The sequence below is a fragment of the Pseudomonas sp. FeS53a genome (assembly GCF_000931385.1).
GTDB classification, from domain to species: domain Bacteria; phylum Pseudomonadota; class Gammaproteobacteria; order Pseudomonadales; family Pseudomonadaceae; genus Metapseudomonas; species Metapseudomonas otitidis.
In genome coordinates this window covers 52,396-67,019 of sequence record NZ_JYFT01000056.1, presented here as the reverse complement: position 1 = coordinate 67,019, position 14,624 = coordinate 52,396, and the positions used below count along the sequence as shown (strand labels likewise).

General features: G+C 67.6%; 14 protein-coding genes. All 14 read left to right on the top strand.

Annotated elements, in window-relative coordinates; genetic code table 11:
* Position 1: 1 nt before the first annotated feature.
* Positions 2-2,026, top strand: a complete 2,025-nt coding sequence (flgK, locus tag SZ55_RS16120) for a flagellar hook-associated protein FlgK (RefSeq protein ID WP_044408220.1) — start codon at positions 2-4, stop codon at positions 2,024-2,026.
* 12 nt (positions 2,027-2,038) lie between these two features.
* Positions 2,039-3,343 (top strand): flagellar hook-associated protein FlgL, encoded by a 1,305-nt coding sequence (flgL, locus tag SZ55_RS16115; RefSeq protein ID WP_044408217.1) that lies wholly within the window; start codon positions 2,039-2,041, stop codon positions 3,341-3,343.
* Positions 3,344-3,527: 184 nt separating this feature from the next.
* On the top strand, positions 3,528-4,523 hold the full coding sequence (gene pseB, locus SZ55_RS16110) for a UDP-N-acetylglucosamine 4,6-dehydratase (inverting) (protein ID WP_044408214.1): 996 nt from the start codon (positions 3,528-3,530) through the stop codon (positions 4,521-4,523).
* A 2-nt stretch (positions 4,524-4,525) separates the two neighbouring features.
* Complete coding sequence (gene pseC, locus SZ55_RS16105; RefSeq protein ID WP_044408211.1) at positions 4,526-5,683, top strand: UDP-4-amino-4,6-dideoxy-N-acetyl-beta-L-altrosamine transaminase; 1,158 nt, start codon at positions 4,526-4,528, stop codon at positions 5,681-5,683.
* A 13-nt stretch (positions 5,684-5,696) separates the two neighbouring features.
* A complete protein-coding gene (locus SZ55_RS16100) occupies positions 5,697-6,317 on the top strand; it encodes a pseudaminic acid biosynthesis-associated methylase (protein WP_044408208.1) in 621 nt (206 codons plus the stop codon).
* On the top strand, positions 6,314-7,018 hold the full coding sequence (gene pseF / locus SZ55_RS16095) for a pseudaminic acid cytidylyltransferase (RefSeq protein ID WP_044408205.1): 705 nt from the start codon (positions 6,314-6,316) through the stop codon (positions 7,016-7,018). Before SZ55_RS16100 ends, pseF begins: the two co-directional genes overlap by 4 nt.
* Positions 7,019-8,518: a UDP-2,4-diacetamido-2,4,6-trideoxy-beta-L-altropyranose hydrolase gene (gene pseG / locus SZ55_RS16090; RefSeq protein WP_044408202.1), complete on the top strand. Its 1,500-nt coding sequence runs from the start codon at positions 7,019-7,021 to the stop codon at positions 8,516-8,518.
* Positions 8,515-9,579 carry a pseudaminic acid synthase gene (gene pseI, locus SZ55_RS16085; RefSeq protein ID WP_044408199.1) on the top strand — a complete coding sequence of 355 codons (1,065 nt, stop codon included), beginning with the start codon at positions 8,515-8,517 and terminating at the stop codon, positions 9,577-9,579. The genes pseG and pseI overlap by 4 nt, the downstream gene beginning before the upstream one ends.
* The gene (gene hisH, locus SZ55_RS16080) at positions 9,576-10,187 is read left to right on the top strand and encodes an imidazole glycerol phosphate synthase subunit HisH (protein WP_044408196.1); all 612 of its coding nucleotides are present in this window, start codon (positions 9,576-9,578) and stop codon (positions 10,185-10,187) included. The genes pseI and hisH overlap by 4 nt, the downstream gene beginning before the upstream one ends.
* Positions 10,184-10,990: an imidazole glycerol phosphate synthase subunit HisF gene (gene hisF / locus SZ55_RS16075; protein ID WP_044408194.1), complete on the top strand. Its 807-nt coding sequence runs from the start codon at positions 10,184-10,186 to the stop codon at positions 10,988-10,990. The genes hisH and hisF overlap by 4 nt, the downstream gene beginning before the upstream one ends.
* A 10-nt stretch (positions 10,991-11,000) precedes the next feature.
* Positions 11,001-12,194 carry an N-acetyl sugar amidotransferase gene (locus SZ55_RS16070; protein ID WP_044408191.1) on the top strand — a complete coding sequence of 398 codons (1,194 nt, stop codon included), beginning with the start codon at positions 11,001-11,003 and terminating at the stop codon, positions 12,192-12,194.
* 11 nt (positions 12,195-12,205) lie between these two features.
* Positions 12,206-13,219, top strand: a complete 1,014-nt coding sequence (locus SZ55_RS16065; RefSeq protein WP_052807619.1) for a class I SAM-dependent methyltransferase — start codon at positions 12,206-12,208, stop codon at positions 13,217-13,219.
* Positions 13,212-13,982, top strand: a complete 771-nt coding sequence (locus SZ55_RS16060) for a phytanoyl-CoA dioxygenase family protein (RefSeq protein WP_044408185.1) — start codon at positions 13,212-13,214, stop codon at positions 13,980-13,982. The genes SZ55_RS16065 and SZ55_RS16060 overlap by 8 nt, the downstream gene beginning before the upstream one ends.
* Before the next feature lie 82 nt (positions 13,983-14,064).
* Positions 14,065-14,619, top strand: coding sequence for a hypothetical protein (locus SZ55_RS16055; protein WP_152644503.1), 555 nt, complete (start codon positions 14,065-14,067; stop codon positions 14,617-14,619).
* Positions 14,620-14,624: the final 5 nt, after the last annotated feature.

Here is a 14,624-nt window from a genome sequence, read left to right as displayed (position 1 = left end):
AATGGCTGACCTTCTCTACATCGGCCTGTCCGGCCTGCGCAGCACGCAGACCTCGCTGACCACGACCGGACACAACATCAGCAACGTCAACACGCCCGGCTTTTCACGCCAGCAGACGGTGCAGCAGACCAACCTCCCACAGTTCACTGGCGGCGGCTACATCGGTTCCGGCAGCCAGGTGACGGATGTGCGCCGCCTGGCCAGCGAGTTCCTCACCTCGCAGCTGCGCACCGCCACCAGCCAGAACAGCGAGCTGCAGGCATTCAAGAGCCAGATCGAACAGCTCGACTCGCTGCTGTCCAGCACCACCACCGGCATCAGCCCGGCGCTGAAGAGCTTCTTCACCTCGCTGCAGACCGCCTCCCAGGACCCGGCGTCCCTGGCCGGGCGCGAGGCCGTGCTGTCCCAGGCCAAGAGCCTCTCGGACACCTTCAACACGCTCTACAGCCAGTTCGACAAACAGAACGAACAGATCAACAGCCAGCTCGGTGCGCTGACCACTCAGATCAACTCCCTGGCCGCCAACGTCGCCTCCTATAACGACGCCATCGCCAAGGCGCGTGCCAACGGCTCCGAGCCCAACGACCTGCTGGACGCTCGCGAAGAGGCGATCCGGCAGATCTCCGAGATGGTCGGCGTGAAGACCCTTGAGCAGAAGGACGGCACCCTCAGCCTGTTCATTGGCACCGGCCAGCCGCTGGTAGTGGGCAACTCCGCCTCCACCCTGAAAGCCTCGCCGGGCGTCAACGATCCGTCGCGCTACCAGATCGAGCTCATCACCGGCGGCGTCTCGCAGATCGTCACCGACCAGGTGACCGGCGGCGAGATGGGTGGGCTGATTGCCTACCGTGATACCGCGCTGGACCAGTCCTACAACGCCCTGGGCCAGCTCGCCATCACCATCAGCGACACGGTCAACAAGCAACTGGGCCAGGGCCTGGACCTGGTTGGTCGGGCCGGCAGCCCGCTCTTCGCCAATATCAACTCGGCCCAGGCGGCATCTCTGCGTGTACTGGCGGCTACCACCAACACCGGTACGGCCAGTGGTGTCCTCAACATCACCAACACCAGCCAGATGACCTCCAGCGACTACCGGCTGGACTTCGACGGCACCAACTTCACCGCGCTGCGCCTGTCCGACAACGCCAGCATGACCGTCACGGTCACCGGCACCGGCCCCTACACCCTGAGCTTCGCCGACGCCTCGGGTGTCAACCAGGGCTTCCAGGTGCAGTTGAACGCACTGCCGGCCGCCGGTGACCGTTTCACCCTGCAGCCGACCCGTCGCGGCGCTGCCGACTTCGGCGCGACGCTGCAGTCCGCCGACCAGTTGGCGTTCGCCGGTTCGGCCCGCGCCGAAGCCACCACCAACAACCGGGGTACCGGCGCCATCGGGCAGCCGGCGCTGGTGAACGGCCCGTCGCCCATCGACCTCACCGACCTGCAGGACCTGTTCGGCACCACCGGTCGCAAGCTGACGTTCGATTCGACCACCAACACCCTGACCGGCACCTTGCCGCCCGGCGCGACCCTGAGCTACGTCTCGCCGTCCACCACGGCGCTGACCCCCGGGCAGAACAACACCCTGCGGCTGAGCTACACCGACCCGTCCACCAACAACAGCTACACCTACGAGTTCACCGTCTCGGGCATTCCCCAGGGCGGCGACAGCTTCACCCTGGCCTTCAACACCAAGGGCACCGCAGACAACCGCAACGGTCTCGCCCTGGTGGGGTTGCAGACCAAGCAGACGGTCAACATCGGTGCCACCAGCGCCACCTACAACGACTCCTACAGCGCCCTGGTGGAGAAGGTCGGTGCGCTCACGTCCCAGGTGCGGGTCAACGCGGCCTCTTCCGAGGCGGTACAGAAGCAGGCCCAGGACAGCCGTGACTCCCTGTCGGGCGTGAGCCTGGACGAAGAGGCCGCCAGCCTCATCCGGTTCCAGCAGTACTACAATGCCAATGCCCAGGTCATTCAAGTTGCGCGGGCGCTGTTCGATACCCTGATCGGCGCCTTCAACTGAGGCTGATGCGATATGAGAATCTCCACCATCCAGGCCTTCAACAACCAGGTTGCCGGCCTGCAGCGAAACTACTCCAACGTCACCCGCACCCAGGAACAGATCAGCACCGGCAAGCGCATCCTCACGCCGGCTGACGACCCGGTGGCGTCCGTGCGCCTCCTGCAGCTCAGCCAGGAGGAGTCGCTGAACGGCCAGTACAAGTCGAACATCACCGCCGCCAAGAACAGCCTCAATGCCGAAGAGGCCGTCCTGACCTCGGTGGGCAACGTGCTGCAGCGCATCCGCGAGATTGCCGTACAGGCGGGCGACGGTGGCCAGGACTCCACTGACAAGGCAGCTCTGGGCACCGAGCTGCAACAGCGCGAGGACGAGTTGCTCAGCCTGCTCAACAGCCGTGACTCCAGCGGCAAGTACCTGTTCGGCGGCTCCCAGGCCGACACCGCGCCGTTCGTCCGCAATGCCGACGGCACCTACAGCTACCTGGGTGACGAGGGGCGGCGCGAAGTGCAGGTGGCCAGCAGCACTTTCCTCGCCCTGGGCGACAACGGCAAGGCGCTGTTCGAGGACGTGTTCAACGCCAACCGCGTGACCACCTCCCAGGGGACCGTCGGTACCGGCAGTACCGCGCGCATCGCCCAGGGCCTGGTGGTGGACAAGGTCGATTACGACACCATCTTCCCCGCCAGCAACCCGCCAGCGGCCACCGATGCCATCGGTATCCACTTCCTCGACTCTCAGAACTATGTGGTCTACAACCCGGCCACTCTGCCACCGGGCTACAACTGGGCCACCTACAACCCGGCCACGCCGCCCACCGGCCAACTGGCTACCGGGGCGTTCGATACCAACAGCGCCACCCCTAACTTCGTCACCTACGGCGGCGTCAAGGTGCAGATCGACGGCAAGCCCGCCACTGGCGACGACTTCAGCATCAACCGCAACCCATCCCAGGAGAAGCGTGGGCTGCTGAACGTGGTCTCCGACCTGCGCAAGGCCCTTCAATCCTCCTCTGATGGCCCGGTGGGGAACCTGCAGATTCGCGATTCGGTGGCGGTGGCACTGTCCAACCTCGAAGCGGTGAATACCAAGGTACTTGCCGTGCAGGGCTCCATCGGTGCGCGCCTGAACACCCTGGAGACCACCGAAGGGTTCGTCGACGACGTCAGTCTGGTGAACAAGGCCGTGCAATCCGAGCTGGAGGACCTGGACTATGCCGAGGCCATCTCGCGCCTCACCATGCAGTCCACCATCCTGCAGGCGGCGCAGCAGAGCTTCGTCAAGATCAACGGCCTGAGCCTGTTCAACTTCCTCAACTGATCGACCTTCTTTGCACTGCTGGCGGCGCCCTGTCCCTGGGACACGGCGCCGCCTTGCATTCCGGTGGGTTGGCACCATGCTTGCTTCGTGACCTGAAAACCGAATAGAACGCCATAATTCCGTCAGCACGACAGGCGCAGGGCCGTCGGCGAAGCCGGTGGCGGCAGGGCAGGGGAGAACACGCATGTTCGATGGCAAGTCCGTATTCGTATCCGGAGGCACCGGCTCGTTCGGTCGCTCCTTCATCCGCAGCCTGCTCAAGCGCTACCAGCCCAAGCGCGTGGTGGTGTTCTCGCGGGATGAACTCAAGCAGTACGAGATGCAGCAGGAGTTCAATGCCCCCTGCATGCGCTACTTCCTGGGCGACGTGCGCGACGCCGACCGCGTTCAGCAGGCCCTGCGCGGCATCGACCTGGTTGTCCACGCCGCAGCCCTCAAGCAGGTACCGGCGGCTGAATACAACCCCACCGAATGCATCCGCACCAACGTCGGTGGCGCCGAGAACATCATCAACGGCGCCATCGCCAATGGCGTGCAGAAGGTGGTGGCGCTCTCCACCGACAAGGCCTCCAGCCCCATCAACCTCTACGGCGCCACCAAACTGCTGAGCGACAAGCTGTTCGTCGCCGCCAACAACATCACCGGCGATCACCAGACCCGCTTCGCCGTCGTCCGCTACGGCAACGTGGTCGGCTCGCGGGGCTCGGTGCTGCCGTTCTTCCGCAAGCTGCTGGCCGACGGCGCCCGCGAGCTGCCGATCACCGATGCGCGCATGACCCGCTTCTGGATCACCCTCGACCAGGGCGTCGACTTCGTCATGCGCAGCTTCGAGCGTATGCAGGGCGGCGAGCTGTTCGTGCCGAAGATCCCCTCCGCACGCATCACCGACCTGGCCGAGGCCCTCGCACCGGGCCTGCCCCATCGCCTGGTGGGCATCCGCCCGGGCGAGAAGCTGCACGAGATGATGATTTCCCGCGATGACAGCTCCCACACCTGGGAATTCGACAGCCACTTCGTCATTGCCCCCTCCATCAACTTCAACATGCAGTACGACTACGCCTGTGACGGCCTGGGAGGGATCGGGCGGGCCGTGGAGGAGGGCTTCGAGTACGTCTCTGACAGCAATCCCCACTACCTCAGCGTCGCCGAACTGCGCGAGCTGGCCGAGGCCTGGTCCTGAGCATGATTCCCTACGGACGCCAGAGCATTTCCCAGGCGGACATCGACGCCGTCGTCGAGACCCTCAACTCCGACTGGCTGACCCAGGGGCCGGCCATCGAGCGTTTCGAGGGCGCCTTCGCCGCCCGCTGTGAGGCCGCCCACGGCATCGCCGTCAGCAACGCCACGGCAGCCCTGCACATCGCCTGCCTGGCCCTCGACCTGGGCCCGGGGGACTGGCTCTGGACCAGCCCCAACACCTTCGTCGCCAGTGCCAATTGCGCGCTCTACTGCGGCGCCCAGGTGGACTTCGTCGACATCGACCCGCGCACCCTCAACCTCGACGTGGACCTGCTGGAGGTTCGCCTCGCCCAGGCCGAGCAGCGCGGCCGGTTGCCCAAGGTGCTGGTGCCGGTGGCCTTCGCCGGGCAGAGCTGCGACATGGCGCGCATCGCCGCGCTGGCCCGGCGCTACGGCTTCCGCGTGATCGAGGACGCCTCCCACGCCGTCGGCGCCGCCTACCTCGGGCGCCCGGTGGGCTGCGGCGCCCATGCCGACATCAGCGTGTTCAGCTTCCACCCGGTGAAGATCATCACCACCGGCGAGGGCGGCATGCTCACCACCCAGGACCCGCACCTGGCGGAGCGCCTGCGGCGCCTGCGCAGCCACGGCATCACCCGCGACCCGGCCGCGATGACTGAAGCCAGCCACGGCCCCTGGTACTACCAGCAGCTGGAACTGGGCTTCAACTACCGCATGACCGACCTGCAGGCCGCCCTCGGCTTCTCCCAGTTGCAGCGCCTGGAGGCCTTCGTCGCCCGTCGCCGGGCCCTGGCCGAGCGCTACGACGAGTTGCTCGCCGACCTGCCGCTGCGTCTGCCGGGGCGCCAGGAGGGGGCCGACTCGGCCTGGCACCTCTACCCGGTGCGCCTGCGGCTGGACGCCATCCGCCGCAGCCACCGCGAAGTGTTCGAGGGACTGCGGGCCGCCGGCATCGGCGTCAACCTGCACTACATCCCGGTGCACCTGCAGCCTCATTACCAGCGGCTGGGCTTCGCCCCGGGCGACTTCCCCGAGGCCGAGCGCTACTACGCCGAGGCCCTGAGCCTGCCGCTCTTCCACGGCATGACCGATGACCAGCAGGAGCGGGTGGTGCAGGCACTGACCACCCTCCTGCGCTGACAGGAGACGCGCCATGCGCGAACTGACCGAGCAGGAACGTTTCTGGCAGGGCGAGTTCGGTGACGACTACGTCGACCGCAACGACGGCGAGCGCCACGTGGCCAGTGCCACCGCCTTCTTTGCCCAGGCCCTGCGCCGTGCCGGGCGGCTCGACAGCCTGCTGGAGCTGGGCACCAACCGCGGGCTCAACCTCCAGGCGCTGCACCGGCTGCTGCCGGATGCTGCCCTGCATGGCGTCGAGCTGAATGCCAAGGCCCACGCCATCGCCCAGGGGCTGGGCATCGCCGAGGTCTGGCACGGCTCGCTGTTCGATTACCCGGTGCACCAGCCGGTGGACCTGGCGTTCACCCGTGGCGTGCTCATCCACCTGCCGCCCGAGCTGCTGCCCAAGGCCTACGCCAAGTTGTACGAGGCCAGCCGGCGCTACGTACTCGTCGCCGAGTACTACAACCCCTCACCGGTGGAGGTGAGCTACCGGGGGCACGCGGGCAAGCTGTTCAAGCGCGACTTCGCCGGCGAGCTGCTCGACCGCTACGAGGACCTGCGCCTGGTGGACTACGGCTTCGTCTACCGCCGTGACCCGAGCTTCCCCACCGACGACATCACCTGGTTCCTGCTGGAGAAGCGCCCATGAGCCGCGTCGCCATCATCCCCGCCCGAGGCGGCAGCAAGCGCATCCCGCGCAAGAACATCAAGCTCTTCCAGGGCCAGCCGATGATCGCCTACCCGATCCGCGCGGCCCTGCTGTCCGGGCTGTTCGACCGGGTTATCGTCAGCACCGACGACGAGGAGATTGCCAGCGTGGCCCGCGAACTGGGTGCCGAGGTGCCCTTCATGCGCCCGGTGGCCCTGGCCGACGACCATGCCGGCACGGTCGCGGTCATCCAGCACGCCGTTGCCGAGCTGGCGGCCGCCGGCCAACAGCCGGAGCTGGTCTGCTGCTTGTACGCCACCGCGCCCTTCGTCCAGGCCGATAGCCTGCAGGCCGGGCTGGATCTGCTGCTGCAACACCCCGATGCGCACTACGCCTTCACCGTCACCGATTTCGCTTCGCCGGTGCAGCGCGCCCTGCGCCTCACCGCCGAGGGCGGCGTGGAGTCGCTCTACCCGCAGTTCCGCGAAACCCGCTCCCAGGACCTGGAGCCGGCCTACCACGATGCCGGCCAGTTCTACTGGGGGCGTACCGAGGCCTGGACCCGTGGCGAGCCGATCCACGCCGCGCATTCGCGGCCGTTGGTACTGCCGCGCTTCCTGGTGCAGGACATCGATACCCCCGACGATTGGCACCGGGCCGAGCTGATGTACACCGCGCTGCTGCTGGAAGGGGACATCTGAATGCGGGTGCTGGTGCGGGCGGATGCGTCCCTGCGCATCGGCTCCGGCCATGTGATGCGCTGCCTGACCCTGGCCGAGGCGCTGCGCCAGGCCGGCTGCGACGTGCAGTTCGCCTGCCGGCCAGGCCTGGGTGACGGGCTGGCGCTGATCGCCGCCCGGGGGTTCCCGGTGCACCGCCTGGAAGGCATCGAGGATGAGCGCGCCTGCGTGGAGTCCCCCTTGCCCTGGGCAGAGGACCTGGCCGCCTTGTGGCAGGCGCTGCCCGCCGGCACGACATTCGACTGGTGCGTGGTGGACCACTACGGCCTCGGCGCCGAGTGGGAGCGGGGCGTTCGACTGCGCGCCCGCTGGGTTATGGCCATTGACGACCTGCTGCACCGCCCCCATGAGGTCGACCTGCTGCTGGACCAGAACGCCACCGCACGCCAACGCCTGGACGACGACTCGCTGGCGACTGTCCGGCAACCGCTGCTCGGGCCTCACTTCGCGCTCCTGCGCGAGGCTTTCCAGGGCGCGCCGATCGCTGTTGTCGAGCGGGTGGAGCGGGTATTGGTGAGCTTCGGCGGCGTGGACATCGGCGGCGAGACCCTGAAGGCCCTGGCGGCGCTGGAAACCTTTCCCGACGTGGCGGTCGACGTGGTCGCCGGTGCTGCCAACCCGGCGTGGAGCGAACTGGAGCAGCGGGTAAGCCAGCACCCCCGCTGGACCCTGCACCGCCACGTGGACGACTTTGCCGGGCTGATGCGCCAGGCCGACCTGTGCATCGGCGCCGGCGGCGGCACCACCTGGGAGCGCGCTGCGCTGGGCCTGCCGACGCTCTGCGTGGCCCTGGCGCCCAACCAGCGCCCCAATGCCGAGCGGCTGGCCGAGGCGGGCCTGCACCTGTACCTGGGAGAGGCTGCCGACCTGGCGGTCGATGATTACCGTGCGGCGCTGCGGATCCTGCTCGGCAACCCGGGCCTGCGCCGCAGCCTGGCGGCGCGTGGGCGGGAGACTGTGGACGGGCGTGGCGTCCGACGCGTGGTCGCGGCCCTGCTGGCCCGTGACCTGCGCATGCGCGCGGCAACCCTGGACGACGCCCGGCTGCTGTTCGAAGGGCGCAACGCCGAGCCGGTGCGGCGGGCGTCGCTCAACACCGAGCCGGTGGAGTGGTCGTCCCATGTGCGCTGGCTGGAGCGTGTGCTCGCCAGCCCGGACCAGCACCTGCTGTGGCTGGCCGAGGCGGCGGACGGCCCGGTTGGCGTGCTGCGCTACGACCGCATCGAGGCGGCGCGGGTCGAGGTCTCGCTCTATCTGCTGCCCGGCCGCGATTCGGCCGGCTGGGGCCTGTACATGCTGCAGGCCGGTGAGGCGGCCCTGGCCCTTCACTGGCCGGAGGTGAGCGGGGTGGAGGCACGGGTACGCCCTGACAACCTCGCCTCGCTGTTACTCTTCGAGCGCGCCGGTTTCACCCAGCGTCACTGTGTGTTTCAACGAACCCTGCAGGGAGAGAGCCGATGAGCACCTTTCGGATCGGCGCCAGAGCCATCGGGCGTGATGCGGCACCCTTCGTCATCGCCGAGATGAGTGGCAACCACAACCAGTCCCTGGAGCGTGCCCTGGCGCTGGTGGATGCCGCCGCCGATGCCGGCGCCCACGCGCTGAAGCTGCAGACCTACACCCCGGACACCATGACCCTCGACCTGGACGAGGGCGAGTTCCACATCGGCGACCCCGACAGCCTGTGGAGCGGCACTTCGCTCTATCGCCTGTACGGTGAGGCCTACACCCCCTGGGAATGGCACGAACCGATCTTCCGCCGGGCTCGCGAGCGCGGGCTGGAGGCCTTCTCCACGCCGTTCGACGCCACCTCGGTGGACTTCCTCGAATCCCTTGGCGTGCCCGCCTATAAGATCGCCAGTTTCGAGAACGTCGACCTGCCGCTGATCCGTCGCGTGGCCGCCACCGGCAAGCCGCTGATCATCTCCACCGGAATGGCCAGCGTCGGCGAGATCCAGGACTGCGTCGACGCGGCACGCGGCGCCGGTTGCCGTGACCTGGTGCTGCTCAAGTGCACCAGCACCTACCCGGCCAGCCCGGCCAACACCCACCTGCGCAGCATTCCCCACATGCGCGAGCTGTTCGGTTGCGAAGTGGGGCTGAGCGACCACACCCTCGGCGTCGGCGCCTCGGTGGCGGCCGTCGCCCTGGGCGCCAGCGTGATCGAAAAGCACTTCACCCTGTCCCGTGCCGAGGGCGGGGTGGATTCCGCCTTCTCCCTGGAACCGGCCGAGCTGGCGGCCCTGGTGAGCGAAACCGAGCGGGCCTGGCAGGCCCTCGGGCAGGTCCACTACGGGCCCACGCCGGCTGAGCGCAAGTCCCTGGTGTTTCGTCGTTCCCTCTATGTGGTGCGTGACATCGCCGCCGGCGAGCCCTTCACGGCCGACAACGTGCGCGCCATCCGTCCGGGCCTCGGCCTGCCGCCCAAGCACCTGGACGAGGTGCTGCGCTGCGTTGCCAGCGAGCCGCTCAAGCGCGGCCAGGCGCTGGCCTGGCGGCACCTGTCGGGAGGCGGTCGATGAGCCGGGTGTGCATCCTCGACTACGGCTCCGGCAACGTCCGTTCGGTGGCGAATCTGTTCGCCACCCTGGGGGAAACCCGGGTTTCCAATGATCCCCAGGTGATCGCCGATGCCACCCACCTGGTGTTGCCCGGGGTGGGGGCCTACGGCGCGGCAATGGCGCGAATCGCCCAGAAATTGCCGCTGGACGGTGTGCGCCGTGCTGTCTTCGAACAGGGCAAGCCTTTCCTTGGCATCTGCGTGGGCATGCAGGTGCTCAGCGACGAGGGTCATGAATTCGGCCAGCATGCCGGGCTCGGCTGGATACCCGGTCGCGTGCTGGCGCTGGACAGTGCCGGCCTGCCGCTGCCCCACGTGGGCTGGAACGACATCCGGGGTGTGCGGCCCCACCCCCTGTTGCAGGGGCTGGAAGCCACGCCGGACTTCTACTTCGTGCACAGCTACGCCTTCGCCACGGCCTCGGCCGATGACGTCATCGCCACCGTCGAGTACGGCAGCCGCTTCCCGGCGGTGGTCGGGCGGGAGAACGTTTTGGGCGTGCAGTTCCACCCCGAGAAGAGCCAGCGGGCTGGCGCCCAGCTGCTGAAGAACTTCCTGGAGCTGGCATGAAGAAGAAACGCATCATCCCGGTCCTGCTGCTGAAAAACGGCCAACTGGTGCAGAGCAAGCGCTTTTCCCGCCACCAGGTGCTGGGCAATCCCTCCGCTGCCGTCCGCCGGCTCAGCGACTGGGCCGCCGACGAGCTGGTCTACCTGGATATCAGCCGCGACGACCACTACGACCTGGGCCGTGACGACCTGGGCAGCCGCAACCTGCAGGACATCGACGCCATCGTCGCCGAAGTCGCCCGGGCGTCCTTCATGCCGATCACCCTGGGCGGGCGCATCCGCTCGCTGGACGATATCGCCCGGCGCCTGGCCACGGGGGCGGACAAGGTCACGCTGAACACCGCCGCCCTGGACGACCCAAACCTGATCGAGGCGGCCAGCCGCGAATACGGCTCGCAGTGCATCGTGCTCTCGGTGGATGTCCTGCAGCAGGGTGACGACTACCGCGTGTTCGCCGAAGGCGGGCGTCGCGACACCGGCCGCCGTGTCGAGGACTGGGTGCGCGAGGCCCAGGAGCGGGGCGCCGGCGAGGTGATGGTGAATGCCATCGACCGGGACGGCGCGCGCCAGGGCTACGACCTGGCTCTGCTGGACCGGGTCTGCGCCAGCGTGCACATCCCGGTGATCGCCCTCGGGGGCGTGGGGGAGTGGTCGCACATGGCCCAGGCCCTGGAGCAGACCGGCGTCGACGCGGTGGCGGCGGCCAACATCTTTCATTACACCGACCAGAGCGTCTACCTGGCGCGCAAGTACCTGTTCGAGCAGGGGCTGAACGTTCGCAGCCCCCAGCTACTCAGTCTCTAGGAGCCTCTTCATGGAATATTGCAGCCGCTGCGTGTACCCCCGGGCCAGCGTCAACCTGATGCTGGACGAGCACGGTGTCTGCTCGGCCTGCCAGGTCGCCGAGCAGTTCGCCCAGCTGCCGCCCACCTTCTGGGACGAGCGCCGCAAGCGCTTCGAGCGGGTGCTGGAGGAGACCGGGGCCGGCAAGCGCAACGACAACTACGACTGCATCATCCCGGTCAGCGGTGGCAAGGACAGCTACTACCAGGCCCACGTGATCGCCGCCCAGTACGGCCTCAAGCCGCTGCTGGTGACCTACCACGGCAACAACTACCTGCCCGAGGGCGACTACAACCGCGACCGCATGCGCCATGTGTTCGATGCCGACCACATGGTCTTCGGCCCCAGCGTGGAGGTGCTCAAGCGGCTCAACCGCCTGTGCTTCCGCAAGATGGGTGACATGAACTGGCACGCCCACTGCGGGATCATGACCTACCCGATCCAGGTGGCGGTGAAGTTCGACATTCCGCTGATCATCTGGGGCGAGACGGCCTGGGACATCTCCGGGATGTTCGACCCGGACGACTACGTGGAATTCAGCGCGCGCGTCCGCCACGAGCACGCCCTGCGCGGCTTCGAGTGGAGCGACATGCTGGACGACCCCGAGGAGCCGCTGCGCGAGAAGGACCTGCTGTGGGCGCGTTACCCCAGTGATGCCGACATCCTCAAGACGGGGGTGCGGGGCATCTACATCGGCAACTTCTTCCCCTGGGACCCGAACCAGCACACCCGCCTGGTACAGGAGCGCTACGGCTGGAAGATGGCCGACAAGCCCTTCGAGCGCACCTACCGGCAGATGTCCAACCTGGACGACCGCTACGAGAACGGCGTGCATGACCTGCTCAAGTTCATCAAGTTCGGCTACGGCCGCGCCTCCGACCATGCCTCCAAGGACATCCGCGCCGGCTACCTGACCCGGGAGGAGGGTATCGAGATCGTCCGCCGCATGGACTCTGTGGTGTCCAGCGACCTGCAGCACTGGCTGGACTACGTGGGCATGACCGAGCAGGCCTTCTGGGAGACGGCCGACACCTTCCGCTCGCCGCGTGTCTGGTGGATCGAGGATGGCCAGTGGTGGAAGGACAACATCTGGGGTGAGCCGAGCGCCTACGGCCCGGTGCACCTGCCCGAGGCGCAGCAGCAGAAATACCGGCGTGCCGGTTGAGGAGTGCGACGGTGAAAGAAGACGACATCCGCCCTTCGCGCCTGCAGGCCGGTCAGCGTGTGGCCCTGCTGCATGACATCGCCTTCCTGCTGGCCCGCAATGAAGAGTTCGTCCAGTGCGCGTGCCCGGCCTGCGGCAGCGAGCGCGCCCGGCCACGCTTCGAGAAGAACGGCTTCCGCTACGTGGACTGCCTGGATTGCACCAGCTTCTACGTCAATCCCCGGCCCGGCGAGCGCCTGCTGGCGGACTTCTACCGCCAGAGCGAGAACTACGCCTACTGGGCGCGGCACATCTACCCGGCCTCGGCCGAGGCGCGCCACCAGTCGGTGATCGTGCCGCGGGTGGAGCGGGTGCTGGAGCTGTGCCAGCGCATCGGCCTGCCCTGTGGCGACCTGCTGGAGGTGGGCGCGGGCTACGGCTCCTTCTGCCGCGAGATGCAGCAGCGCGGGCTCTGGCAGCGCATCGTCGGCATCGAGCCGACGCCGGACCTGGCGGCGATCTGCCGCGAGCAGGGTTTCGAAGTGGTGGAGCAACCGGTGGAGGTCTATGCCGCCGCGACCGCCCAGCGCTTCGACCTGATCGCAGCCTTCGAGGTGATCGAGCACCTGTTCGACCCCGGCCAGGTGGTGGCCAGCCTGTCGGCGCTGCTGCGTCCGGGGGGCGCGCTGATCCTCACGTGTCCGAACGGTGCCGGGTTCGATGTCCAGCAACTGGGCCCCGAGAGCCCCTGCGTGGACCATGAGCACCTGAACTACTTCAACACCCGCTCGCTGCCGCTGCTGCTGCAGCGCCACGGGCTGGAGACCCTGGCCTGCTTCACCCCCGGCAAGCTCGATGCCGAGCTGGTGCGCAAGGGCGTCCAGGCGCAAGGCCGCGAGGCGGAGCTGGACCCCTTCCTGCAGGACGTGCTGTTCAACCGCTGGGACGAGCTGGGCCCGGCCTTCCAGCGCTTCCTGGCGGAGTCGGGGATGTCGTCCCACATGTGGGTGATGGCCCGCAAGCCGGAGGAGGGCGCCCGTGTCTGAGTACGAAGCCTTCGCCAAGGCGCTGCGCCAGAGCTACCAGGACAACGGCTTCGCCCTGGTCAAGCAGTTGCTCGCCCCCGAGACCACCCGCCATCTGCGCGAGGAACTGGTGAAGGCCTTCGCCAGCGAGACCCGCTACCCCGGCGACATCTACGACAACCCCAGCCTGGGCAGCATCCGCATCGACGTGTTCAACCGCTACCCGGCGGTGTGGAAAGCCATCTTCGACTCCGAGTTCCTGACGGTGCTGCAGATGCTGCTGGGCGAGGATTTCGTGCTGCTGCCCGAGTCCGCCCTGCATCACCGCGGCTACGGCACCTGGCACAAGGACACCGATTCGCAGCAGAAGGCCGGGCATCGTTTCCACTGGGAGCCGGACTGCGACATCGTGCAGGTCGCGTTCTACCTCCAGGCCAATACGCCGGAATACGGTGGTGGGCTGGAGGTGATCCCCGGTTCCCACCGTGTGGACATGCGCTGGTACGAGGAGAGCCAGAAGGGCTACCGCGTCCCCAGCGAGGCCGGCGACCTGGTGATCTTCAACACCCGCCTGGACCACAAGGCCTGCTGGCCCACCGGGCCGGCGCCGGTGGAGCATGAGAAGTACGCGGTGTTCTTCATGGCCTCGCGCAACAACGCCCATGCCCGCCAGTACATCGACTTCATCCGTGGGCGCAGCGGTTACCTGTTCATGGATGGATTCAGCTTCCCCGAGCCCGTGCAGCGGCTGACCCAACCGCGTGGCATCCAGTTGCTGGTGTGAATCTTGCTCCACGGGCTGCAACGTCAATTTTCCGTACAAGGCCCGCCCGGACGGTCGGGCCTGCGATAAGGCAGGTAGCGCTATGGTCGGACTCGTTCTTCCTTCTTCGATGCAGGGCCGGCCGGCCTGGCGGCAACTGCTGCCGGCGGGCTTCGCCGGCTTCGACCCCGAGCAACCCTGCGGCTACTGGCCATCGCTTTGGCGGCGTTGGCTGGGCTATCGCGACAGCGACCCGGCGTTCGCGGCCTTCCTAGCCTTCCTGGAGTCGCTGCCCGGCCAGCCGGAGCTGAGCCGCGAAGCCCTCACCGAACAGTTGGCCGTGCACCTGGCGCGCCCGCGCAATCGCTTCTTCCTCTTCGTGGTCTGGTTCTTCCGTGAAGGCGCGCAGCCCACTCCGCTGGCCAGCCTGCCGGACCTGTCGGCCCTGCTGGGCGAGTCGCACTGGGCGACCTTCCGCCGCTGGCATCGCAAGTACCACACCGACTTCGTGGCCCTGCAGTGTCTGCAGGCCTGGGAGCGCCAGCCGGAAGTGAAGGCCGCTTACCAGTACCGGGGCGTGGACCTCAGCGGCGCCCTGGACTACCAGGCCTTCCCGCGCATGCTCGATTCGCTGTTCAACGCTTTCTCGGCCGAGTGATCCCC